The 23849-nt window shown below is 73.5% G+C and carries 21 protein-coding genes and 1 pseudogene; 6 read left to right on the top strand and 16 right to left on the bottom strand.

The window, feature by feature from the left end; all coding sequences use genetic code 11:
* Positions 1–23: 23 nt before the first annotated feature.
* From ACWGKU_RS16800 to ACWGKU_RS16785, 4 genes are read right to left on the bottom strand one after another with little or no spacing between them, the layout of a single operon-like run.
* Positions 24–1130 carry an ROK family glucokinase gene (locus tag ACWGKU_RS16800; RefSeq protein WP_380547113.1) on the bottom strand — a complete coding sequence of 369 codons (1107 nt, stop codon included), beginning with the start codon at positions 1128–1130 and terminating at the stop codon, positions 24–26.
* Positions 1127–1987: an ATP-binding cassette domain-containing protein gene (locus tag ACWGKU_RS16795; RefSeq protein ID WP_380547115.1), complete on the bottom strand. Its 861-nt coding sequence runs from the start codon at positions 1985–1987 to the stop codon at positions 1127–1129. The genes ACWGKU_RS16800 and ACWGKU_RS16795 overlap by 4 nt, the downstream gene beginning before the upstream one ends.
* Positions 1988–1995: 8 nt before the next feature.
* Positions 1996–3042 carry an ABC transporter permease gene (locus tag ACWGKU_RS16790; protein ID WP_401047008.1) on the bottom strand — a complete coding sequence of 349 codons (1047 nt, stop codon included), beginning with the start codon at positions 3040–3042 and terminating at the stop codon, positions 1996–1998.
* Positions 3039–4052: a substrate-binding domain-containing protein gene (locus tag ACWGKU_RS16785; protein ID WP_452177489.1), complete on the bottom strand. Its 1014-nt coding sequence runs from the start codon at positions 4050–4052 to the stop codon at positions 3039–3041. Before ACWGKU_RS16785 ends, ACWGKU_RS16790 begins: the two co-directional genes overlap by 4 nt.
* Positions 4053–4368: 316 nt before the next feature.
* Between ACWGKU_RS16785 and ACWGKU_RS16780 the strand changes: the two are divergent.
* Positions 4369–5325 (top strand): annotated as a pseudogene (locus ACWGKU_RS16780) (alpha/beta hydrolase); the annotation flags it as partial.
* Between the two features lie 255 nt (positions 5326–5580).
* Here ACWGKU_RS16780 and ACWGKU_RS16775 read toward each other — a convergent pair.
* Entirely contained in the window at positions 5581–7173 is a 1593-nt protein-coding gene (locus ACWGKU_RS16775) for a PucR family transcriptional regulator (RefSeq protein WP_452177469.1), read from the bottom strand.
* Positions 7174–7472: 299 nt separating this feature from the next.
* On the opposite strand from ACWGKU_RS16775, the gene ACWGKU_RS16770 reads away from it, so the two are divergent.
* The 3 genes from ACWGKU_RS16770 to pucD are packed head-to-tail and all read left to right on the top strand — an operon-like array spanning position 7473 to position 11220.
* Positions 7473–8360 (top strand): FAD binding domain-containing protein, encoded by an 888-nt coding sequence (locus ACWGKU_RS16770; protein ID WP_452177468.1) that lies wholly within the window; start codon positions 7473–7475, stop codon positions 8358–8360.
* Positions 8357–8845 carry a (2Fe-2S)-binding protein gene (locus ACWGKU_RS16765; protein ID WP_380547127.1) on the top strand — a complete coding sequence of 163 codons (489 nt, stop codon included), beginning with the start codon at positions 8357–8359 and terminating at the stop codon, positions 8843–8845. The genes ACWGKU_RS16770 and ACWGKU_RS16765 overlap by 4 nt, the downstream gene beginning before the upstream one ends.
* Positions 8842–11220 (top strand): xanthine dehydrogenase subunit D, encoded by a 2379-nt coding sequence (pucD, locus tag ACWGKU_RS16760; protein WP_401053858.1) that lies wholly within the window; start codon positions 8842–8844, stop codon positions 11218–11220. The genes ACWGKU_RS16765 and pucD overlap by 4 nt, the downstream gene beginning before the upstream one ends.
* Positions 11221–11658: 438 nt before the next feature.
* Here pucD and ACWGKU_RS16755 read toward each other — a convergent pair whose 3' ends face one another.
* A complete protein-coding gene (locus ACWGKU_RS16755) occupies positions 11659–11943 on the bottom strand; it encodes a hypothetical protein (protein ID WP_401055062.1) in 285 nt (94 codons plus the stop codon).
* Between the two features lie 85 nt (positions 11944–12028).
* Here ACWGKU_RS16755 and ACWGKU_RS16750 point away from each other — a divergent pair, with 85 nt between their 5' ends.
* Together ACWGKU_RS16750 and ACWGKU_RS16745 are read left to right on the top strand one after the other, a co-directional pair.
* Positions 12029–13234, top strand: a complete 1206-nt coding sequence (locus ACWGKU_RS16750) for an XdhC family protein (protein ID WP_452177467.1) — start codon at positions 12029–12031, stop codon at positions 13232–13234.
* A 28-nt stretch (positions 13235–13262) separates the two neighbouring features.
* Positions 13263–13478, top strand: a complete 216-nt coding sequence (locus tag ACWGKU_RS16745) for a hypothetical protein (RefSeq protein ID WP_401055064.1) — start codon at positions 13263–13265, stop codon at positions 13476–13478.
* A gap of 29 nt (positions 13479–13507) precedes the next feature.
* On the opposite strand, the gene ACWGKU_RS16740 is transcribed toward ACWGKU_RS16745, so the two are convergent.
* The 10 genes from ACWGKU_RS16740 to allB all read right to left on the bottom strand — a co-directional run bounded on the left by ACWGKU_RS16740 (position 13508) and on the right by allB (position 23709).
* Positions 13508–14128, bottom strand: coding sequence for a LysE family translocator (locus tag ACWGKU_RS16740; RefSeq protein WP_359911746.1), 621 nt, complete (start codon positions 14126–14128; stop codon positions 13508–13510).
* A 72-nt stretch (positions 14129–14200) separates the two neighbouring features.
* Complete coding sequence (locus ACWGKU_RS16735) at positions 14201–14617, bottom strand: PIN domain nuclease (protein ID WP_359911749.1); 417 nt, start codon at positions 14615–14617, stop codon at positions 14201–14203.
* Positions 14614–14808, bottom strand: a complete 195-nt coding sequence (locus ACWGKU_RS16730) for a type II toxin-antitoxin system VapB family antitoxin (protein WP_401046265.1) — start codon at positions 14806–14808, stop codon at positions 14614–14616. The genes ACWGKU_RS16735 and ACWGKU_RS16730 overlap by 4 nt, the downstream gene beginning before the upstream one ends.
* 95 nt (positions 14809–14903) lie before the next feature.
* Entirely contained in the window at positions 14904–16664 is a 1761-nt protein-coding gene (locus ACWGKU_RS16725; RefSeq protein WP_452177466.1) for an SDR family oxidoreductase, read from the bottom strand.
* Entirely contained in the window at positions 16661–17611 is a 951-nt protein-coding gene (locus ACWGKU_RS16720; RefSeq protein WP_452177465.1) for a M24 family metallopeptidase, read from the bottom strand. The genes ACWGKU_RS16725 and ACWGKU_RS16720 overlap by 4 nt, the downstream gene beginning before the upstream one ends.
* Positions 17612–17625: 14 nt before the next feature.
* Positions 17626–18714 carry a PDR/VanB family oxidoreductase gene (locus ACWGKU_RS16715; protein ID WP_452177464.1) on the bottom strand — a complete coding sequence of 363 codons (1089 nt, stop codon included), beginning with the start codon at positions 18712–18714 and terminating at the stop codon, positions 17626–17628.
* 39 nt (positions 18715–18753) lie between these two features.
* Positions 18754–19668: a metal-dependent hydrolase gene (locus tag ACWGKU_RS16710; RefSeq protein WP_452177463.1), complete on the bottom strand. Its 915-nt coding sequence runs from the start codon at positions 19666–19668 to the stop codon at positions 18754–18756.
* Between the two features lie 207 nt (positions 19669–19875).
* Complete coding sequence (locus ACWGKU_RS16705) at positions 19876–20655, bottom strand: IclR family transcriptional regulator (RefSeq protein WP_380547145.1); 780 nt, start codon at positions 20653–20655, stop codon at positions 19876–19878.
* A 458-nt stretch (positions 20656–21113) separates the two neighbouring features.
* Positions 21114–22310: an allantoicase gene (gene alc, locus ACWGKU_RS16700; RefSeq protein WP_452177462.1), complete on the bottom strand. Its 1197-nt coding sequence runs from the start codon at positions 22308–22310 to the stop codon at positions 21114–21116.
* Positions 22311–22320: 10 nt separating this feature from the next.
* Positions 22321–23709, bottom strand: a complete 1389-nt coding sequence (gene allB, locus ACWGKU_RS16695; protein ID WP_452177461.1) for an allantoinase AllB — start codon at positions 23707–23709, stop codon at positions 22321–22323.
* Between the last annotated feature and the right edge of the window lie 140 nt (positions 23710–23849).

Genomic DNA, 23849 nt, shown 5'->3' with positions numbered 1-23849 from the left:
CGCCGGCACCGCCCCGCCCCCGCCTACAGCGCGCTGCGCTCCACCCGCCGCCGCTTGATCGTGCGGAAGCGCCGCGCCACCTGCCGGGCCAGGTCGGCCGCGCCGACCAGGCCCGCCTCGTTGCCGAGGGCGGCGTGCACGATGGCGGCCTCCGGACGGAACCCGCGCCCGGTGAGGGTGCGGCGGAAGGTGTCCCGGGCCGGGCCGAGCAGCAGGTCGCCCGCCTCGGAGACCCCGCCGCCGATGACGAAGCGGCCGGGGTCCAGCGCGGCGGCCAGGTTGGCGATGCCGACGCCGAGCCAGGTGCCGACCTCGTAGAGCAGCTCGGTCGCGGTCGGGTCGCCGTCCTGGGCGGCCTCGGTGACCAGCGGGCCGGTGATGCCCTCGACCGTGCCGCCCGCCCGGGCCAGCAGCGGCTGCACCACCGGCGACTCCTCGGCGACCAGCTCGCGCGCGTCGCGCACCAGCGCGTTGCCGGAGGAGTACTGCTCCCAGCAGCCCCGGTTGCCGCACGGGCAGCGGTGGCCGCCGGGCAGCACCTGCATGTGCCCGAACTCGCCCGCCAGGCCGTACTTGCCGCGGTCCACGTAGCCGTCCCGGACCACCGCGCCGCCGATGCCGGTGCCCAGGGTGAGCATCACCATGTGGTCCTCACCGCGCCCGGCGCCGAAGCGCCACTCGGCCCAGGCGGCCGCGTTGGCGTCGTTCTCCACGATCACCGGGAAGCGCAGCCGCTCGCTGAGCGCCTCCCGGAGCGGCTCGTTGCGCCAGTTGAGGTGCGGGGCGAACAGCACCTTGGAGCGGTCGGCGTCGACCCAGCCGGCCGCGCCGATGCCGACGGCGTGGACGTCGTGCCGGTCGGCGAGCTGGAGCACCAGCTCGACGATGACGTCCTCGACCACCTTGGGGCTCTTGCTCTTGTGCGGCGTGTCCGTGCGCAGCTTCTCCAGCACCTTGCCCTCGCCGTCCACCACCCCGGCGACCACCTTGGTGCCGCCGATGTCGACGCCGATGGTGGGCAGCCGCAGTATCCCGGCGGGCAGGGCGCGGCGGCGGCGCTCGGCGCGCGGGCCGAGGCCGAGCAGGGTGGGCAGGACGGGTGGCCGGGTGCTGCCTTGGGAGCTGGTCACGGCTGCGGACGCTCCTCGCCTGGGTCGGGGTCACGGGGGTCGGGCTCACGGGGGTCGGAGACGGAGGGCCGGGCCAGCTCGTGCGAGAGCTCGGCGAGGTCGGAGCCCCCGGCCATCTCGGTGGTGAGCTGTTCGAGGCCGATCTCGGCCCGCGGGTGGCTGCCCGCCATCCGACCCCGCTTGAGCAGGGTGAAGTGGTCGCCGACCAGGTACGCGTGGTGCGGGTTGTGGGTGATCAGCACGACCCCGAGCCCGGCGTCGCGGGCGGCGGTGACGTACTTGAGCACCACTCCGGACTGCTTGACGCCGAGCGCGGCGGTGGGCTCGTCCAGGATCAGCACCCTGGCGCCGAAGTGCACCGCGCGGGCGATGGCCACGCACTGGCGCTGCCCGCCGGAGAGGGTGCCGATCGGCCGGTCGACGTCGTACAGGTCGATGCCCATCCTGGCGAGCGCCTCGCGGGTGGTGGCGCGCATCCCGTCGGCGTCCAGCCGCAGGCCGCCCCAGCGGCGCGTGCCCTGCTCGGAGCCGAGGAAGAAGTTGCGCCAGACCGGCATCAGCGGGACGACCGCGAGGTCCTGGTAGACGGTGGCGATGCCGCGCTCCAGGGCCTGGCGCGGGGAGTCCAGGCGGACCTCCTCGCCGCCGACGGTGAAGGTGCCCTCGTCGTGCTGGTGCAGCCCCGCGATGATCTTGATCAGGGTGGACTTGCCGGCCCCGTTGTCGCCGAGCACGCAACTGATCTCGCCGGCCCGCAGGGTCAGCGAGACGTCCTGCAACGCGCGGACGGTGCCGTAGCTCTTGCCGACGCCCTCCAGGGAGAGCAGTTCGGTGCCCGCCGCGGCCGCGCTCGTCATGTCCGTGCTCATCGCGGCCCCCGCTCGGCCCGGCGCTTGACGTAGGCGTTCAGCAGCGCGGCCAGCAGCAGCATCGCACCGAGGAAGAACTTGAACCAGTCCGGGTTCCACTGGGCGTAGATGATCCCCTTGCTGACCATGCCGAAGATCAGCGCGCCGAGCGCGGAGCCGACCACCGAGCCGTAGCCGCCGGTGATCAGGCAGCCGCCGATGACGGCCGCGACGATGTAGATCAGCTCGTTGCCGACGCCCTCGCCGGACTGCACGGTGTCGAAGGAGAACAGCAGGTGCTGGCCGAGCACCCAGGCGCCGAAGCCGACGCCCAGGTAGAGCAGGGTCTTCGTCCGGGCGACCGGCACGCCGACCGCGCGGGCCGCCTCCGCGTCGCCTCCGACCGCGAAGATCCAGTTGCCGAAGCGGGTGCGCAGCAGCACCCAGCTGCCGACCGCGAGCAGGCCGAGCCACCACCAGACGGTGGCCTTGATCGTCAGCCCGCCGACGGTGACCTCGGAGGCGAACAGCCAGCGGCAGGAGGCGAAGCCCTCCATGTCGGAGATCGACTTGGTGGAGACGGTGCCGGAGATCGCCTTGGTGACGCCCAGGTTGGCGCCGGTCAGCATCAGGAAGGTGCCGAGCGTGACGATGAAGCTGGGCAGCCTGGTGCGGCCGAGCATCCACCCGTTGAACCAGCCGACGGCCAGCGTGGTCGCCAGCGAGACCAGCACGCCGACCCAGGTCACCGCGGTGAACTGGTACGAGACCATCGAGGAGGTCAGCGCCGCGGTGGTGACCAGCACGCCGGCCGAGAGGTCGAACTCGCCGCCGATCATCAGCAGCGAGACCGGCACCGCCATGATCCCGATGGTGGAGGCCGCGTACAGCACGGTGCCCAGCGAGGAGACCCGCAGGAAGGGTTCGGCGACGGCGGCGAAGACCACGAAGACCGCGACGGCGGCGATCAGCGCGCCCAGCTCGGGGCGGGCGAGGAGCCGCCGCAGGGCCGCCGGGCGGCCGTCGACCAGGCCGTCGTGGGCGAGGAGGTCGGGGCTGCTCACCTGGTCCCCCTCGCGACGTACTCGGCGAGCGCGTCGGCGTTGTCCTTGGTCAGGATCTGCGGACCGGTCTCGACGGGCTTGCCGCCCCCGAGCATGTTCAGGTTGTACTTGTACAGCCAGATCAGGTCGACGCCCGTGTAGCCCTGGAGGTAGGGCTGCTGGTCGACGGCGAAGCCGACGCTGCCGGACTTGAGCCCGGACACCACCTGGGTGCCCAGGTCGAAGGTGTCCAGCTCGACGCTGCGGCGGGCGTCCTGGACGGCCTGGAGACCGGTGGCGGCCATCGGGCCGGAGAGGGTGAGCACGGTGTCGATGGCCGGGTCGGCCTGGAGCTTGGCGGAGATCGCGGCGCGGGCGTCGGGCATGTCGACGCCGTTGACGTAGAGCACCTGGAAGGCGCCGCCGGCCTTGGACTGGGCTCCGGAGCAGCGTTGCTCCTGACCGACGTTGCCCTGCTCGTGGATCACGCAGAGCACGTTCTTGCGGCCGCGCGAGGCCAGCTCGGCACCGGCCGCCCGGCCGGCGGTGGACTCGTCCTGGCCGATGTGGGTCAGCGCGCCGAACTTCTGCGAGAACTCCTGGCCGGAGTTGATGGTGATCACGGGGATGCCCGCGGCCTTGGCCTTGCCGAGGACGTCGGCCATGGCGTCGCCCTTGGCGAGGGTGACCAGCAGGCCGTCGACCTTCTGGTCGATGGCGGCCTGGACGAGCTGGACCTGGTTCTGGGTCTGCGCGTCGTTGGAGTACAGGAAGGTGATGTTGTCCTTGGCGGCGGCCTGCTCGGCGCCCTTGCGCACAGTGTCCCAGAAGGCGTCGCCGGCTCCGGCGTGGGTCACCATGGCGACCTTCCAACGCGGGGTGGTGACGGCGCTGCCGCCGGTGGCCGCGGCCTTGGCGCGGGCCTCCTCGGCGCGTCTGCCTCCGGTACTGCTGCAACCGGCCGCGGTGACCGCGAGTGCCAGGACGGCGCACACGGGCCAGAAGCGGCGGGACGGGCGAAAGCGGGTGATGCTCATCCCCATAGTCTCCCTTCCCTGGTCGCGCGGGATCGCACCGCCTCGCCCGGCAGGCCCGATGGCCTGGGAGGTAAGGTGCCCCGGGGGACCTTTCCTGGTAGTTCGCTGAACATCTGGTCCGGACGACGTCTGTCCGGGTGGCAGACTTAGGCGCCGATCCGAACGGGTTCATCGCGAGAACGTGATGTTCCTCTCAGGTTCCGCACAGATTCGGACGGCAACCGATCATCGGTCCATCACCGTCTGATGCCATTGACGTGCGTTCGGGCGAGTGGGGCCCGGGCGGCGTGCGACCCGATACGAGAACTCGATGGAACTGACAGGTACGCCATTCTTCCTCCTCACCGTCATCCTGGTGCCGGTGTCCATCACAGTGGCGCTGCTGTTCTGGGGGAAGGTCGGCGGCCCGCAGCCGGTGCGCTACCTCACCCGGATCGTCATGATCATGTTCTGCCAGGTCACGGCCGTCCTGATGGTGTTCGTGATGGTCAACAACGCCAACCTGATCTACGGCAACTGGGACGACCTGCTCGGCACCGGGAACCACGTCCGCGCGGTGCCCGTCCTGACGCCGGTCGACCCGGCCGCCACGGCGGGCCAGGGCGGTGAGGCCGCCAAGGAGCCGCCGAAGGTCAAGCAGAGCTTCGGCGGCGTGAACGACCCGCTCGTCCCGAACGACGTGCAGCGGACCGAGCTCAAGGGCCAGGTGTCCGGGGTCGACGGCGAGGTGCTGGTCTGGCTGCCGCCGCAGTACAACGACCCGGCGTTCAAGGACAAGAAGTTCCCCGTGGTCGAGCTGATCCCGGGCTACCCCGGCTCCTCCTCCACCTGGTACGGCACCCTCAAGGTCTCCGAGCAGCTCAAGCCGCTGATGCAGCAGGGCAAGGTCGCCCCGTTCATCCTGGTCTCGCCCCGCACGAAGCTGCTGAACAACCAGGACGCGGGCTGCACCGACATCCCCGGCAAGATCAACGCCGACGCCTGGGTCACCCGCGACGTCCCGCAGATGGTGCTGGACAACTTCCGGGCGGACCCGTCCGCGGACCGCTGGGCGATCGCCGGCTACTCGGCCGGCGCGCACTGCGCCGCCAAGCTGTCGCTGTCCCACCCCAACCGGTACCGGGCCGCCATCGCGATGTCCGGCTACAACGACCCGGCCCAGGAGCCGGACTCCCTGGTCGGCAAGGACGCCAAGCTGCGCGAGGCCAACAACCCGGTCAACATCCTGAAGACCGCCCCGCAGCCGCCGAAGGTCGCCCTGCTGGTCAGCGGTTCCAAGGGCGACGGCTACGAGGACGGCGAGGCGATCCGCGCCGCCGCCAAGGCCCCGACCACCGTCCAGGTCGAGGAGGGCACCGGCCCGCACACCACCGAGCAGTGGAAGAAGATGGTTCCGGCCGCTTTCCTGGGGTTGCCCTCGTTTCTCCGGGTGCTGTGGGCCGGCGGCCCGCCGCCACCCGTCGGGGCGGCCCCCGCCCCGCCCGGGGCCGCGCCGGGCCCTGCCGCATGTCCGGGCGCGGCGTCAGGCCAGCTCCAGCGCCAGATAGAAGTCCACCCGGTCCTCCAGCCGGGAGAGGTCACGCCCCGTCAGCTCCTCGATCCGGCCGATCCGGTACCGCAGGGTGTTCACGTGGACGTGCAGCTGCGCGGCGCAACGGGTCCAGGAACCGTCCGAACGCAGGAAGGCCTCCAGGGTGCGGACCAGGTCCGCCTGGTGCTCGATGTCGTACGCGATCACCTTGTCCAGCAGCCGGCCGCGGAAGGCGCGGCGCACCTCGTCCGGGACGGCGGCCAGCAGCAGCACGTGCGAGGCGAGCTCCTCGGGGCCCGCGACGCAGACCCGGCCGACCCGGGAGGCGGCGATCCGGCGGGCATGCCGGGCCTCCTCCAGGGCGCCGCGCAGACCGCCGGCCCCGGAGGCGGGGGCGGAGACCCCGAGGGTGATCCGGCCCTCCGAGCCGAGCCCGGCCGCCAGCGGGGCGAGCAGCTCGCGCAGGGCGTCGGCGGGCACCGGGCCCTCCGGGGCGGGCAGCACCACCACGGCACCGGTGCCCGTCCCGGCGACCAGGGCGCGGTCGGTGGCGCCGCCGAGCGCCTCCTCCAGCACCGCCCGTACGGTGCCCTCCGGCAGGCCGGCGCCCTCGGCGCTGAGCACCAGCCAGGAGCCTTCCTGCGCCCGGGACTTGGGATCGGGGACCTCGTAGCCGACGGCCATCGCCGAGGAGGCGTACAGGGTGCGGCTGATCTCGGCCGGGTCGGCGTCGCGGCGCAGCAGGGCGAGCACCTCGTCGGCGAGGCGGCGGCGCAGCCGGCGGCCCTCGTCGCGGCGGTGGCGCTCGGCGGCCACCAGCCGGGCCAGGTTCTCGGCGAGCTGCTGGCGCTTGGCGGTCCACTCGGTGACGTCGCCGGCCACCGCGAGCACCCAGTCGACGAGCGGCGCGTCGTGCTCGGCGGAGACCGGGGCGGGCAGCAGCGAGTAGGAGCCGGCCGCCAGCCGGGCCCGGTGCGGGGGGCGGCGGCGCTGGCGCTGGGCGGCGAGGTGGGCGCGGACCAGCTGGTCGCGGTCCTGGGCGGAGAGCCGTTCGGCGGGGCCCGCGATCACCGCGCCGGTCGGGGTGAGCACCCAGCAGTCCAGGTCGAGGTCACCGCCGAGCAGGTCCAGCACCGCGTCCAGTCCACCGCCGCCGGCCGCCGAGACCAGCAGGCGGTGCCGGTCGACCAGGGCGGCGAGGTCGGCCGCGCGGTCCGCGGAGACCTGGCGGCCGATGAACTCGGTGACGGTGCCGAAGGCGATGTCGTCGGGGACGGCGAGCAGCGGCATCCGGTGCCGCCGGCAGGCCTCGACCAGGTCCTCGGGCACCGGGCCGACCTCGGCCTCGCCGGCCGCCAGGGCCACCGCGCCGCCGGCCGCCAGGGTGCGGACGAAACGCTCGGAGTCGGCCGGGACGGTGCGCCAGAGCATGCCGGTGAGCACCAGTTCGCCGCCGTGCAGGTAGCGGCCCGGGTCCTGGAGGTCCGTCGTCATCACGCCGCTGACCTGCCGGTCCAGCTCTTCCTCGGCCGCGAGCAGGCGCAGTCGCGGGGCACCGGGGGCGAGCAGGTCACGGACGCGCATCCGCGGACTCCTTAACGGGGCTTGGGGGGAGGGGTGAAGGGGTAACGATAGGGCCTGACCGAGCGGGCGTGCGCGCGGGTCCGTAGCCCGCGCATCCCGGCCGGACTACGGTCGTAGGTAGCACCCGGCGAACACCCGGGCTGCGAGATTCCCCTCCTTAGAGGAACGTACAGGATGCCGGGCGGGCTCACAGCCGGGGCTTCATGCCATCGGTGACTGCCAGTGGGCCGCGTCACAGCGGTTCACTGGGCGACACGCCGCCGGACACCCGGCGGGCGAAGACTTGAGGAGACACCCGCATGGAGTTCCTTCGGCCCGCCACCTGGGACGAGGCACTCGCGGCGAAGGCCGAGTACCCGACCGCGCTGCCCCTTTCGGGCGGCACGGACGTCATGGTCGAGCTGAACTTCGACGTGCACCGGCCATCCGCGATCCTCGACCTGAACCGCATCACCGAGCTCACCGAATGGTCGAACGACGGCGGCGGCGTGCGGCTCGGCGCCGCGGTCCCGTACGCCCGGATCATCGCGGAGCTGTCCGGTCCGCTGCCCGGGCTGGCACTGGCGGCCCGCACCGTCGGATCCCCCCAGATCCGCAACCGCGGCAGCGTCGGCGGCAACCTCGGCGCGGCCTCCCCGGCCGGCGACGCGCACCCGGCGCTGCTGGCGGCCGGACGGGACGTGTTCGTCGAGGCGGCCTCGGTGCGCGGCACCCGGCTGATCCCGATCGACGACTTCTACGTCGGGGTGAAGCGCAACTGCCTGGAGGCCGACGAGCTGATCCGGGCCGTGCGGATCCCGGTGGCGGACGGGCCCCAGCAGTTCTCGAAGATCGGCACCCGCAATGCCATGGTGATCGCGGTCTGCGCGTTCGGCTTCGCCCTGCACCCGAAGAACGGAACCGTCGGCACCGGCATCGGTTCGGCCGCCCCCACGCCGCGCCGCGCCGTCGAGGCCGAGGAGTACCTCCGGGGCGTGCTCGCCGAGCGCGGCCTGTGGGAGTCCGGGGAACTGCTGGGCACCGAGGTGGTCCAGCGCTTCGGCGAGCTGGTCAAGGCCGCGGCCTCGCCGATCGACGACGTGCGGGGCACCGCCGACTACCGCCGGCACGCGCTCGCCGTGATGGCCCGCCGCACCCTCACCTGGACCTGGAACGACTACGGCAAGCAGATCAGGAGCGCGGCATGAGGGTCACTTTCACCGCCAACGGCAAGCCGGTCGAGGCCGACGACGTGTGGGAGGGCGAGAGCCTGCTGTACGTGCTGCGCGAGCGGGTCGGCCTGCCGGGCTCGAAGAACGCCTGCGAGCAGGGCGAGTGCGGCTCCTGCACGGTCTACCTGGACGGCGTCCCGGTCTGCTCCTGCCTGGTCGCGGCCGGCCAGGTGCAGGACCGCGAGGTGCGCACGGTCGAGGGCCTGGGCGCGGAGGACGGCGAACTGGGCCTGGTCCAGCAGGCGTTCGTCGACGCCGGCGCCGTCCAGTGCGGCTTCTGCACCCCCGGCCTGCTGGTGCAGACCGACGCGCTGCTGGCCGCCGATCCGCAGCCGAGCGACGACGACATCCGCGAGGCGCTGTCCGGCAACCTGTGCCGCTGCACCGGCTACGAGAAGATCATGGACGCGGTGCGGCTGGCCTCGGCCCGCACCTGCGCGGGAGCGGGGGCCTCGGAATGAGCGGGCGGACGGTCCAGCGGACGATCCAGGGACAGAAGAACCTCCAGAACATCAACCAGGCCTCCAAGGACGGCATCGGCGGCTCCCCGCTGCGCCCGGACGGCAACCTGAAGGTCCGGGGCGAGTTCGCCTACTCCTCCGACCTGTGGCACGAGGACATGCTCTGGGGCACCGCGCTGCGCTCGCCGCACCCCCGGGCGAACATCCTCTCGGTGGACATCTCCGAGGCGCTCAAGGTGCCCGGGGTGTACGCGGTGCTGACGCACGAGGACATCCCCGGCTCGAAGTACTACGGCCTGGAGATCCAGGACCAGCCGGCCCTGGCCATCGACAGGATCCGGTACCACGGCGAGGCGATCGCCCTGGTCGCCGCCGACCACCCGGAGACGGCCCGCCGCGCGGTGAAGAGGATCGCGGTCGAGTACGAGGTGCTCACCCCGATCGTCACCGAGGAGCAGTGCCTCGACCCGGAGACCCACGGGTACGTGCACGAGCCGCACGAGTACAAGTCCCATGCGTACGGCAACATCTGCCACGAGCAGCGGCTGGTCTCCGGCCGCGGCGTGACCGACGAGGTGCGGGCGCTGGCGGACGTGATCGTCAGCGGCGACTACGAGGTCGGCATGCAGGACCAGGCCTTCCTCGGCCCGGAGTCCGGCCTCGCGGTGCCCGCCGAGGACGGCGGCATCGACCTCTACATCGCCACCCAGTGGCTGCACGTCGACCGCCGGCAGATGGCCCCGGTGCTCGACCTCCCGGAGGAGAAGGTCCGGCTCACGCTGGCCGGCGTCGGCGGCGCGTTCGGCGGCCGCGAGGACCTGTCGATGCAGATCCACGCCTGTCTGCTGGCCCAGCACACCGGCAAGCCGGTCAAGATCGTCTACTCGCGGGACGAGTCCTTCTTCGGCCACGTCCACCGCCACCCGGCGCGGATGCACTACGAGCACGGCGCCACCCGGGACGGCAGACTGGTCTTCGCCGACTGCCGGATCGTGCTGGACGGCGGCGCCTACGCCTCCACCTCCCCCGCCGTGGTCGGCAACGCGGCCTCGCTCGGGCACGGCCCGTACGTCATCCCGAACGTGCGGATGCACGCCATCGCCCTGTACAGCAACAACCCGTCCTGCGGGGCGATGCGCGGCTTCGGCGCGGTGCAGGCGGCGTTCGGCTACGAGTCGCAGATGGACAGGCTGGCCGTCGAACTGGGCATGGACCCGGTGGAGTTGCGGCAGCTCAACGCCGTCTCGCAGGGCGACTTCATGCCCACCGGGCAGGAGATCGACGCGCCCGCGCCGGTGGCCGAACTGCTCCGGCGGGCCAAGGAGATGCCGCTGCCGCCGCCGCTGGACACCGAGCACCCGGACATCCGCCGGCTGCCCGGCGCCCTGTCCAACACCTCGCACGGCGAGGGGATCGTGCGCGGCGTCGGCTACTCGGTCGGCATCAAGAACGTCGGCTTCTCCGAGGGCTTCGACGACTACTCCACCGCCCGGGTGCGGCTGGAGGTGATCGGCGGCGAGCCGGTCGCCATGGTGCACACCGCGATGGCCGAGGTCGGCCAGGGCGGCGTCACCGTGCACGCCCAGATCGCCCGCACCGAGCTGGGCGTCGAGCAGGTCACCATCCACCCGGCCAACACCGAGGTGGGGTCGGCCGGTTCGACCTCCGCCTCGCGCCAGACGTACATGACGGGCGGCGCGGTGAAGCTGGCCGCCGAGGCGGTGCGCCGGGAACTGTTCGACCGGGGACGCCGACGCTACGGCTGGACCCACGACGACCTGGTACTGACCGGCGGCAAGGTGGTCTCGGCCGGGACCGGCACGCTGGTCTCCATCGTCGACCTGCTCGGCGACGACGTCATCGAGCAGACCCGCGAGCACCACCACCGGCCCACCCAGCCCTTCGACAAGGAGACCGGCCAGGGCTTCGGCCACGTCCAGTACACCTTCTGCGCCAACCGCGCGGTAGTGGACGTGGACGTGGAACTGGGCCTGGTCAAGGTGGTCGAGCTCACCGCCGTCCAGGACGTCGGCAAGGCACTCAACCCGCTCTCCGTGGTCGGCCAGATCCAGGGCGGCTGCACCCAGGCGCTGGGCCTCGCGGTGATGGAGGAGATCATCGTGCGGGACGGCAAGGTGCGCAACGCCTCCTTCACCGACTACCTGATCCCCACCATCCTGGACACCCCGCCGATCCCGGTGGAACTGCTCGAACTGCCCGACCCCAACGCGCCGTACGGGCTGCGCGGGGTCGGCGAGGCACCGACCGTCTCCGCGACGCCGTCCATCGTGGCCGCCATCCGCAACGCCACCGGGCTGGCGCTCAACCGGATCCCGGTCCGGCCGGAGCACCTGACCACCGAACAGCCCGGCTGAGGCCCGGCCGAACGCCTCGCCGTCGGGCCCGGCCGGGCACCCTGCCGCCGGGCCGACGGCCGGAGTTCGCCCTCCCCGGGGCGGTGACCGTCATCCCCGCCGCCCCGCCGCCCCGGGGCACCCCCACACCCGCCGCCCTGCCCACGCCGGGGTCCGCAGCGGTGCGCACCAGCACCACCCTCGCCCGCACCGCCCGCACTCCACCCTTTCCGCGAGTGCCCCCCGTGAGTCGATACGTCCCCCTGTGCCGCCTCGTTGACCGGCAGTCAGGTCGGCTCGCCCACCCCAACCCCCTTTGACACTTGGGAGTGGACATGACCAGGATCCCCACGGAACCCGGCACCACCGAAGACAGACCCGCCGACGGCGGACCCGCCGCGGACGCCCCCCACCCGTCGTCCCCGGCACCGCGCCCCACCGGCGCACTGGACGCCTACTTCAAGATCTCGGCCCGCGGATCGACCCTCGCTGGCCGGCTGGCCGGTGCTCGTCTTCTGCGTCACCCTGCTGGCGATCTTCGTGCTGATGGCACGCGGCGTCCGCGGCGCGATCCTGATCGGCGTCGCCGGCGGCACCGTGCTCGCGATGATCGTCAACCGGGCCGCGCACGTACCGGCCGAGGCCTGGAAGAACTCGGTGCCGGTCTGGCCCGGCAGCCCGGTCTCGGCACCCGACTTCGGCCTGTTCGGCCACGTCGACCTGTTCGGCGCCTTCGGCGCTCACGGCATGGGCACCACCGCCGCCGTCCGGGATCGTTTCCCGTACGGCGGCGTCTCCCGCTACTGTCGAAACCGTGTAAGGAGCCCCCATGCAGGACATCGCCGAGCAGTTGCGGGCCTGGCACGCGGCCGGCCGCTCCTTCGCCGTGGCCACCGTCGTCGGCGTCTCCGGCAGCGCACCGCGCGACCCCGGGGCGGCGCTGGCCGTGGACGCGGACGGCGAGGCGGTCGGCAGCGTCTCCGGCGGATGCGTCGAGGGCGCGGTGTACGAGCTGTGCCAGGCCGCGATCGCGAGCGGCGAGCCGGCGCTGGAACGCTTCGGGTACAGCGACGAGGACGCCTTCGCGGTGGGTCTGACCTGCGGCGGCGTCCTGGACGTGTTCGTCCAGCCGGTGGTGCCGGGGGCCGACGCCGGGCTGGACGTCGGGATCGCCCGCATCGCGGCCGGCACCCCGGTGGCGCTGGTCCGGGTGATCGCCGGGCCGGGCGGCCTGGTCGGGGCCGTGCTGGCGGTCACCGCCGACGACGTCACCGGCGCGCTCTCCCCGACGCCCTCCACGGTCGGCGGGCTGGAGCGGGCGATCGTCGCCCGGGCCCGGGCGATGCTGGAGGCCGGACGCACCGGCCGGCTCGTGCTCGGCCTCGACGGCCGCCCCTGCGACGAACACGGGCGGGGCACCGTCACCTGCTTCGTCGAGTCGTACGTACCGGCGCCGCGGATGCTGGTGTTCGGGGCGATCGACTTCGCGGCCGCGGTCGTGCGGATCGGCAAGTTCCTCGGCTACCACGTGACCGTCTGCGACGCCCGGCCGGTCTTCGCCACCGCCCGTCGCTTCCCCGGCGCCGACGAGGTGGTGGTCGACTGGCCGCACCGCTACCTGGACTCCCAGCTCGGCCGGATCGACGGACGCACCGTGCTCTGCGTACTCACCCACGACGCCAAGTTCGACATCCCGCTGCTGGAGCGCGCCCTGCGACTGCCGGTCGGCTACGTCGGCGCGATGGGCTCGCGCCGCACCCACCGGGACCGCGTGGCCCGGCTGCGCGAGACCGGGATCACCGAGGCCGAACTCGCCCGGCTGCGCTCCCCGATCGGCCTCGACCTCGGCTCGCGCACCCCGGAGGAGACGGCGGTCTCGGTCGCCGCCGAGATCGTCGCCCACCGGCGCGGCGGCAGCTGCCTGCCGCTGAGCGCCTCGGACGGGCCGATCCACCACGACCTGCCGCGGACGGGAACGGAGGGTGACGAGGGTCGCCCGGCCGACGGCCCGGCACCCCGCCCCCACGCGGCCTGAACCGGGATCGGCTCCGGTACCACGCACGTTGCGTGGCCACCGGCACGGCGGGAGGCCGGAGGCGGCCTACTTCCTCAGCCGCAACGGGCACCGGGCCATGATCTTCGTCGTCGACATCACGGACGAGGCCTCGATCCCGTCCCTCGCCGAGCCGTTCTGGCTTCAGCTCAACGCCACCGTCGACATCCGCCCCTGCATGAACGCCGACGAACTCATGGAGGGGCTCAAGCGGCTCGGCGGCTGAGCGGCCCGGCGGCTGAGCACGGAGGGACGTCAGTCGCTCAGCGCCAGCTTCACGCCGAAGCCCACCACGACCGCGCCGGTCACCCGGTCCATCAGCCGCCGGGCGGCCGGGCGGCGCAGCCAGCCGCGCAGCACCTGGGCGAAGCCCACCAGGACCGTCGACCAGAGCAGGCCCTCCACGACGTGCACGCAGGTCAGCGCCACACCGGCGGCGAAGTGCGGGGCCCCGGCCGGGATGAACTGCGGCAGCACGGCCACGTAGAAGACCCCGACCTTGGGGTTCAGCAGGTTGGTCAGCGTGCCCCGCCGCCAGCCGTGCGCGAACCCGCCGTCCTCCGGCTCCTCCTCGGCCGCCGCCTCGCCGCCCCGGTTGCGCAGCATCCCGATGCCCATCCACACCAGGTACGCCGCGCCCGCCCAGCGCAGGATCTCGTACCCGACCTGCGAGGCGGTCAGCAGCGCCGTCACCCCGGCCGAGGTCAGCGTCCCCCAGAGCAGCGTCCCGGTCTGGATCCCCAGCACGACCCCCCACGCCTGCCGGCGCCGCCCCAGGGCGGAGGTCCGCAGGATCAGCGCGGTGTCGAGACCGGGGGTGAGGGTGAGCAGCCCCACGACGAGGGCGAAGGACCACAGAGCCGTTGTCATCTCCATGGACCTCGATGCTCTCACAGCCCCGGCCGGCCCCCGCCCGCCGGGGCGGACGGTGCCCGGCCGCCTGATCCGTCAGTCCGCCGATCCCGGAGGCACGACCCACTCGGTGGGCTGGCCGGTGACCGCGGCGATCATGTCGAAGTCACCGTCGTAGTGGAGCACCGTGGCCCCGTGACGCTCGGCGGTGGCCGCGACGACGAGGTCCGGCACCGACAGCGCCCGCCAGTTGCCCGACGAGGTCAGGAGGGCCTGCACCTCGATGGCGCGGTCCCACACCTCGTCGGGCGTGGGCAGCCAGTCGAAGCCGCTCAGGCCCTCCCGGATCCGAAGGGCGTCGGCCTTGGAACGGGCGCTGTGCATGATCTCCAGTTCGACAGCGCCGCAGATGGCGACGAGTCCTCTGACGATCCTCGGCCTGAGGACCGACCTGACCGTCGGCTTGGAGAAGCGAGCGAAAGCCGACTTGTCGATCAGGAAGCGCTCGCTCATCCCTTTTCCACCGGTCCGGTGAGGTCAGGCAGTCCGCCCTCGGCGAGCCAGTCCATGAAAGTCTCACGCTTGCGGCGCTTCACGAGATCTTCAAGGGCGGCGTTGACGGTGGCCACCTTGGTCGTCGTACCAAGGATCTCGGCGGCCTCGGCCAGCAGTTCGTCGTTGACGTCTATCACGGTACGGGCCATGGTCGGCCTCCCAAGCGGAGCGAGCCTGCGATATCAATATCGACGGTACTTGATATCACAGGCCCGTATGCCCTGATCAGTCGATGTTCACCCGGTCAGGTGAGGTTGAGGCGGGCGGCGAGGCGGAGCAGGCCGGGGCTGAGGCGGGAGAGGAAACGGGCGACCTTGGCCTCGGGGGTGACGGGGACGACGGGCCTGCCGGTGCGGACGGCGGTGAGGATGGCGCTCGCGACCTTCTCCGGGGGGAAGCCGCGGCGGGCGTAGAGCTTCGCGGCGCGGGCCTGCTTGGCGGCCTGCTCGGTGGAGGTGGTGGCGGAGAAGGTGGAGGTGCGGGTGATGTTGGTGTTGACGATGCCCGGGCAGATGGTGGAGACGCCGATGCCGTGGCCGACGAACTCGGCCCGCAGGCAGTCGGAGAGCATGAACACCGCGGCCTTGCTGGTGGCGTAGGCGGTGAGCGCCTTGGACGGCAGGTAGGCGGCGGCGGAGGAGACGTTGACGATGTGGCCGCCCTGGCCGCGGTCGGCCATCAGGGTGCCGAAGGCGCGGCAGCCGTGGATCACGCCCCAGAGGTTGACGTCCAGGACCCGCTGCCACTCCTTCTCGGTGGTCTGCAGGAACGTCCCGGAGTGGCCGATGCCGGCGTTGTTGACCATGACGTCGGGCACCCCGCGCTCGGCGGCGACGGTCTGCGCGAAGGCGTCCATCGCGGCGCCGTCGGAGACGTCCACCCGGTAGGCGTGCGCCTTCGGGCCGATCAGCGAGGCGAGTTCGGCGGTGCGCTCGGCGGCCGCGAGGTCGAGGTCGCAGACCACCACCCGGGCGCCGTCCTCGGCGAAGGCGAGCGCGGTGGCCCGGCCGATGCCGCTGCCGCCGCCGGTCACCACGACCAGCCGGCCGTCGTCCCCGGCCGGTCGGGCCCGCCCCGCGTCGATGCGGGCGGTGAACTCGCGGACCATCCCGGCCACGATGGCTCCCTTCTCCAGCAGCGCCGACCAGTGGCCGGCGTGCAGCGTCCTGCGGGTCAGATCGGGCACCCAGCGCTCCAGCCCCTCGGAGAGGTAGGTGCCGACGTACCGGTCCCGGGTGAGGGTGATCAGCTGGACCGGCACCTCGGTCGGCCGCTCGCGCGGACTGCCCAGGGTGGGGCGGAAGTTGGCCCGGTACAGCTCGATGCCGCGGACCGCGTCGCGGCGCAGGGTGGACTGCGGGTGGTCGGCGCGCGGGGTGACGTGCTCCAGGTCGCGCAGCACCCGCGGCCAGGCCCGGGCCAGGCCGAGCCGCCAGACGCCGGGGGCGAGGTAGGGCAGGTGGAAGGCGGTGATGTACCAGGAGTGCAGGCCCTGGTGCAGCAGTTGCCCGAGGTGGCGGGGGGTGGGGCGGCGCACCCGGTGGCGCAGCCAGTGGCCCATGTGGTCCAGGCTGGGGCCGGACAGGGTGGTGTACGAGGCGATCCGGCGCCCGGCGCCGGGTTCGGTGACGGCCTCCCAGGACTGGATCGAGCCCCAGTCGTGGGCGACCAGGTGCACCGGGCGGTCCGGGCTGACGGCGTCGGCGACGGCGAACAGGTCCTCGGCGAGGTGCTCCAGGCGGTAACCGGACCGGTCGGCGGGGGCGGCGGACTCCCCGGCGCCGCGCACGTCGTAGCGGACCACGTGGTGGTCGCGGGCGAGGTCGGCGGCGATGTCGTCCCAGACGGCGTGGGTGTCGGGGTAGCCGTGCACGAGCAGGACGGTGGGGGCGTCCGGGTCGCCCTGCTCGAAGACGGCGAGCGGGAGGCCGCCGGAGCGGACGGTCCGGCGGCGGACCGGGGGCGCCGCCGGGGGCTGCGCCGGACGCTTCGTCGGGCTCGTCATCGGGTGGCCTCCAGGGTGGTCGGGGGGAGGGCGGTCGGCTCGGCCGTGGTCGGCTCGGCGGCGGTCGGGACGGCCGCCTGCTCGGTGACGGCCTGCCCGGTGGCAGTCTGCCCGGTCCCGGCGGTCCAGCGGCGGACGTGCGGCAGGTCGTCGTCGAGCCAGTAGGCGTCGTCCTCGGTGACGACCAGCAGTTCCTCGAACTTGATGCCCACGCCCCGGAAGCCGATGTGCGGCTCCACCGCCCACAGGCCCGGGGTGGGCGCGTGCCGGGACGACCGGCCGTCCGCCCAGAGCGGTGAACGGCCGTGCAGCCGCTCGGAGATCAGCTCGCGGCCGAGGGTCTGGAGGGTGCGCACGCCGAAGCCGAGGACGTTCACCCCGGCCGGACCGCGCGCGGTGGTGCGGGTGACCTGGTGGCCGATCACCCGGCCCGGGTAGACCTGGTGGCGGTTGTCGTAGCCGTGCGCGGCGATCTGGGCGTCCACCGCCGCGTACACCTCGGCGAGCGGCCTGCGGGCCCGCACCTCGGCGAGGATCAGCTCGCGGTACACCTTCAGGTCGGCGGCCAGGCGGTCCCAGACCCGGTTCTCGCCGACCTTGCCGCCGTAGCCGATGTCGGCGGTGTAGCCGTCCATCACGGGCGCGCAGTCCAGCACGTACGGCATGCCCTCCTCCAGGCGGCGGTTGCCGGCGAAGAACTGCAGCGGGGTGTGGAAGTGCCGGAACGCCGTCCGGTCGCCGAACCAGGCGAAGGGGACGTGGAAGAAGTCCTGCACCCCGGCGGCGACCAGGCGGCGGCGCAGCTCCGCGGTGGCCTGCCGCTCGGTGACGCCCGGCTCGATCCAGGCGGCGACCTGTTCGGCGCAGGCGTAGGCGAGTTGCTGGGTCTCGCGGAAGCGGGCGAGGTCGCGCTCGGTGTAGCGGAAGGCGGGGGTCGCTTTCGCCATGGAGAGGGCTCCTTCTAGAGATCGAGCACGAGGGTCTCGCCCTCGGCGGCCCGGGAGACGCAGGGCAGCAGGGCGCCGGCGGCACGCTGCTCGGGGGTGAGGCGGCGGTCCCGGTGGTCGGGCGAGCCGGCCAGCACCCGGACCTCGCAGGTGCCGCAGAAGCCCTGGTGGCAGGAGTACGGGAGGTCCGGGCGGGCCTCGCGCAGCACGTCGAGGGCGGAGCGGTCGGCGGGGACGTCGAGGTCCGGACCGTCGGCGCCGAGGCGGACGGCGAACGGCTCGCCGTCCGTGACCGGGGCGGCGCCGAAGCGCTCGAAGTGCAGGGAGGCGGCCGGGGAGGCGTCCAGGGCGCGCTGCACGGCGGTGAGCATCGGCGCCGGGCCGCAGCAGTAGACGGCGGCGCCGCGCGGGGCGTGGGCGAGCAGTTCGGCTCCGGTGGGGACGCCGCCGTGCTCGTCGTCGGTGCGCAGCACCACCCGGCGCGGGTCGAGGGCGCGCAGCTCGTCCGTGTACGGGAGGGTGTCGGCGCTGCGGCCGACGTGCACCAGGCGCCAGTCCAGGCCGTGCCGCTGCGCCTCGCGGGCCATCGGGAGCAGCGGGGTGATGCCGATGCCGCCGGCCAGCAGGAGGACGGCGGGCTCGGCGCAGAAGGCGAAGCCGTTGCGCGGGCGGCGGGCGGTGAGCCGGGTGCCGGGGTGCAGGGCGTCGTGGACCTCGACGGATCCGCCGCCGCCCTCGGGCAGCCGCCGGACGGCGATGCGGTAGCCGGTGCGGTCGGCCGGGTCGCCGCTGAGGGAGTAGTGGCGTTCGCGGCCGGAGGGCAGGACGAGGCGCAGGTGGGCGCCGGGCTGCCAGCCGGGCAGCGGGCCGCCGGAGGGGTCGGCGAGGAGCAGCTCCACGACGTCGACGGCCGGTCGGCGGCGCTCGGCGACGACCAGTTGGAGCGGCGGGGTGGGGCGGCTGAGCGGCCGGCGGGGGTTGCGGCGCAGCAGCGGGCCGCCGAGGGCCGGGGAGTAGCGGTCGCCGAAGGCGGTGAGCCGGCGCATGAAGCCGTCGGTGCGGGGGCGGCCGTAGAGGTCGGGGGGCGGGGTGAGCTGGTCCATCCGGCGGGGTCCTCGGGGTGGGTGGGAGAGGGACCGGGCTCAGCGCCCGGCGGCCGCGCGGGCGGCCGGGGAGGTGGCGAGGTAGCCCAGCGCCTGGCTGGACGAGCCCTCCTGGGTCGGGTGGTAGCCCGGTCGCAGGTAGCGCAGTCCGGAGCGGATCGACTTGACCGGGTCCGGCAGCAGTCCGCGCCTGGCGATCCGGCCGGCCTCCCGCCAGGTGGGCTTGAGCCGGCCTTCGAGGGAGGGGTCGGCGGCGAGCAGGAAGCGGGCGCCGCGCACCCAGAGGTGGACGAGCAGCGGCCCGGAGACCGCCATTCCGCGCACCCTGCGCAGGTAGCCCGGGTCCAGGTGGACCATCAGGTCGTAGGCGACGCTGCGGTGCTCGACCTCCTCCGCGCCGTGCCAGCGCAGCAGGTCGAGCATCGTCGGGTCGGCCTTGGCCCGGTCCAGGCCCGGGGAGTTGAGCGCCCAGTTGCCGAGGAAGGCGGTGAAGTGCTCGATCGCCGCGATGAAGGCGACCCGCTCGATGACGTTCTCCCGCCGCCGGTCCGGCGTCAGGCCCGGCTTGTCGCCGAGGACGCGCTGGAACAGCCAGGAGATCTGCCGGACGTACGGCCGCGGGTCGAGCCCCTGGCCGAGCAGGTGGTCCAGGACCTCCTGGTGCGCCTCGGCGTGGATGGCCTCCTGTCCGATGAACCCGAGGACCTCCTCGCGCAGTTGCTCGTCCCGGATGAGCGGCAGCGCCTCCTTGAACACCTTGACGAACCACCGCTCCCCTTCGGGCAGCAGCAGGTGCAGCACGTTGATGACGTGGGTGGCCATCGGCTCGTCCGGGATCCAGTGCAGCGGCAGCTGGGCCCAGTCGAAGCGGACGTCCCGGGGTTCCAGCACGAGGCTGTCGTGCACGCGCGCGGCGGGGGCGGCGAGGGCGGGGACGGGGGTGGAACGGGGCATGGCAGGCCCTCCTGACCTGGGGGCGGCGGCTCGGCTCCAGGGAAACGTACTCGCGGGTAGCGGTCAGGACAAGGGGTTCGGCCACCCTTATCGACATCGAGTCTAATAAGTGCCGCGCACCGGCGGCCACCACGGGAAACGCGGGAGGCCCCACCGGTCTCCCGGCAGGGCCTCCTCGAACTCGTGTGCGCGACCGCCGGCTTGACGTCAGACCGCCATCGCCAGCATCAGCGGCGCCGCCCGGGCCGCCAGCAGCTCGGCGGCCGCCTTCAGCTTGTGGACACTGTCCGCCGGCATCGAGGTGGCCAGGCAGCCGACCGTACTGCCCGCCGTGATCGGCACCGCCGCGCACACCGTGCCCAGCGCGTACTCCTGGATGTCCAGCACCGGCACCGTGGCCGGCTGCCGCTCCAACCGGTGCATCAGCTGGTCGGCGTCGGTGACGGTGCGGGAGGTGAGCCGGGCGACCGGGTGCCGGGAGAGGTGGTCCCGCCGGGCGTCCGCGTCCAGCTGACCGAGCAGGCACTTGCCGATCGCGCTGGCGTGCGCGGTGGCCCGGAAGTCCACCCACTCCTGCACGGCCGGCGCGTAGTCGGCGGCCGAGACCGCCTCCACCGACAACTCGCCGTCGTGGTACCGGCTGAAGTACACGGCGGCGCCCAGCTCGTCCCGGAGTTCGGCGAGCTTGCGGTTGAGCCGGGCCTTCACCAGTTGCTCCCGGTTGTGCTGGCCGAGCAGGGCGAAGGTGCCGCCCAGCAGCCAACCGCCGTCCTGGCACTGGAGATAGCCCTCGACCTCCAGGATCTCGGCGAGCCTGCGCACGGTGGGCAGCCCGAGCGAGGTCTCCCGGGCGAGGGCCACCAGGGTGGCACCGTCGGGGTGGCGGTCGACCGCCTCCAGCAGTCTGAGGGCGTGCTGGAGGGAGGTGAACGAGCCCGTCGGGCCCTGGTCCAAAGCGGCGTGACGACCCGGGGCTGGTGTCGACATGTCGTCCCCTTCCGATGTCCCCCCACGGAGCGACCGCGGGCACCCACCAGCCTATCGACCCGGCGGCTCCGACGGCTGCCGTCCGTGCATATCCGTGGACAATCCGTGGCGCCCCGCCGCCCGACCTGGGACGACGCGGCGGGCCCCTCCCCCACTGCCCAGGGGGGAGGAGCCCGCCCGCGGGGCCGCCGGGTGCGGGCCCGGCGGCCGTGGGGACGGTGGTGCGGATGGTGGGCCGGCCCGCCGCCGGCGCTCAGCCCTCGTCGCCCGCCCGCAGGGTGGTGACGGCGGCGGCCAGCCGGGCGCCGAACTCCTCGTCCGCGGCGTGGAAGTGGGCGAGGTTGCGCTCCACCACGCCGTAGGGCGGTGCGCCGAGGCGTGAATGACGTATCGTCAGATCCCCGCCCGGACGGGTTCCATGGGTTCCACGGGCTCCGGGCGAGGAAGCCGACGGATCGTCAGCCGCCGAACAGGCTCCGGACGACGGTCGCGGCCGTCACCGGGTCGGCCGCGGGACGGGCGGCGGTCAGCGCGGCGGCCTCCTGCGCGGCGGCACCGGCCCCGGTGAGGGCCGCGACGGCCTCGGCGGCCGGGAGGGCGTTGAACCAGCGCAGCGCGAGGGCCGCGCGGCCGGCCCCGGTGAGGCGGCCGGTGAGCCGGAGGCGGGCCAGGCCGCCGTCCGGGTGGACGTTGATGCGCACGTGGGTCACCGGGCGGCCGGCGTCGAGCCGGAAGCGGTGCCGGGTGTCGGGCTGGAGCCTTGTGCGGGGCAGGAGTTCGAACCACTCGCCGTCGGCCGGGTCCGCCCCGGTCGAGGCGTCGAAGCCGATCAGGTCGGCCCAGCCGGGGGCATTGGCGACGAAGCAGGAGGTGTCCACTTCGGCGGCCAGGACCTCACCGCCCCCGGCCAGGGCGATCTGCACCCAGTCGTTGGCCTTGTCGCGCCGACGCCGGGTCTCCCAGCCGTCGCCCATGACGGAGGCACGGCCGGGAGCGTTCAGGTTGTGCGGGGAGGAGAAGTAGCGGTCGGACGCCGCCTCGGCCACGCCGCCGTACTCCTGGGCGGCCAGGTCGAAGGTGAGACCGTCCAGTTCGCGCGGGTCGGGCAGCACCTCGCCGTGCACCCGCAGCCGGGCGACGCCGCCGTCCGGGAAGATGTTCAGCCGCACATGGGTGTAACGGGTGCCGTCCGCGACGGCGAACTCGTGGGCGGTGTCGCCGCTCAGCGCGGTGCGCGGCACGATCGTGGTCCACTCGGCGCCCAGGAGTTCCTCGGGCGAGGGGTGGCCGGGGACGGACGCGGCCTCGACCGAGGCGGACTCCGGGTAGTTGCCGGTGAAGTGGGCGGTGTCCACGATCACGCCGCGGACCACCCCGGCGACGCCGAGCCGCACGATCGTCCAGTCGTGGTCCTCGTCGGTGGGGTGCGGCTGCTCGGCGGAGACCCCGCGACGGCGCTTGGACTCCCAGCCGTCCATGATCTGGCCCTTGTGGCCGAAGGTGTGCGGGCGGAACTCGGCCGGCTTGGCGACCAGCAGGTTCTCGGCGTCCGCGAAGGTGTCCTCGTTGGTGGCGACGACGCCCGCGCCGAGCAGTCGGGAGGCCAGGTCGACCAGCTCGGTGAAGGGAGCACTCGGGGTGTCGGCAGTGGTCACTGACTCTCCTTCAGGCGCGTACGGGCGGGGTGGTGGTGGGACGGGATCGGGGCCGGGCGAGCTGCCGGCCGAAGGGGCGGGCCGCGGGGTCCACTTCGCGGCCGCGCAGCCAGGTGGTGCGCACCGCGCCGGTGAGGGTCCGGCCGGCGTAGGGGGTCACCGGGTTGCGGTGGTGCAGCCCGCTCGCCCGGACGGCGAAGCCGCCCTCGGGGTCGAAGGCGACCAGGTCCGCGTCGTGACCGGCGGCGATGGCGCCCTTGGTGCCGGTGAGGCCGACCAGTTCGGCCGGTCCGGCGGCCATCCAGCGCACCACGTCGGACAGGGTGCGGCCGCGGCGGCGGGCCTCGGTCCAGACGGCCGGCAGGCCGAGCTGGAGCGAGGCGATGCCGCCCCAGGCGGCCGCGAAGTCGCCGCTGCCACCGTACTCGGGCAGCAGCTTGAGATCGGGGGTGGACGGCGAGTGGTCGGAGACGACGGCGATGAACTCGCCGTTCGCCAGGGCCTCCCAGAGCGCGTCCCGGTTGGACTCGTCGCGGATCGGCGGACAGCACTTGAAGGCGGTGTCGCCGTCCGGCACCTGCTCGGCCGCGAGCGTCAGGTAGTGCGGACAGGTCTCGGCGGTCACCCGTACGCCGTCCTCGCGGGCCTGCCGCAGCAGCGGCAGGACGGCGGCGGAGGAGACGTGCAGGACGTGCACCCGGGCGCCGGTGCGCCGGGCCGCGTCGAGCAGCCGGGCGACCGCCGCGGTCTCCGCGCCGGCGGGCCGGGAGGCCAGGAAGTCCCGGTAGTGGACGCCGGGTTGCTGCGGGGCGGCGGCGAGCACGGCCGGGTCCTCGGCGTGGATGATCGCCAGCGCCCCGATCCGGGCCTGCTCCGCCAGCGCCGCCTCCAGGTCCGCGGCCTCGACGGGCGGGAACTCGTCCACCCCGGAGGGGGCGAGGAAGCTCTTGAAGCCGAACACGCCCTCCCGGTGCAGCGGTTCGAGGTCGGCGACGTTGCCGGGGACGGCGCCGCCCCAGAAGCCGAGGTCGACCCAGGCCTGGCCCTCGGCGGTCCTCCGCTTGAGCGCCAGCCCCGCCACCGTGGTGGTGGGCGGGATCGAGTTGAGCGGCATGTCGATGATCGTGGTGACGCCACCGGCCGCGGCGGCCCGCGTGGCGGAGGCGAAGCCCTCCCACTCGGTGCGGCCGGGCTCGTTGACGTGCACGTGGGTGTCGACCAGGCCGGGCAGCAGGGCGGTGTCACCGAGGTCGACGAGTTCGCCCCCGGCGGCCGCCAGCGAGCCGTGCGGGGCCGTGCGGGTGATCGTCCCGCCCTGGATCAGCACGTCCGCGGGGCGCTCGCCGTCGGGCAGGACCGCCCGGCGGGAGCGGATCACCGTGGGCCGGCCGAAAGGCATGGGGGACCTCCGAAACCTGGGAGTCGAGGGTGGTGGAGCAGGGTGGAGGCGAAGGATTGCCGGGAGCCTAGGCCCGCCTTCAACAAAACGTCAATGGTTGAACGCGTGAGGCGCGGGCCCGCGGACGGTCCGGTACGTGC

This window comes from Kitasatospora sp. NPDC054768, from assembly GCF_053612025.1.
The sequence above is the reverse complement of the archived record's forward strand: the minus strand, read 5'-3'. Positions and strand labels throughout refer to the sequence as shown.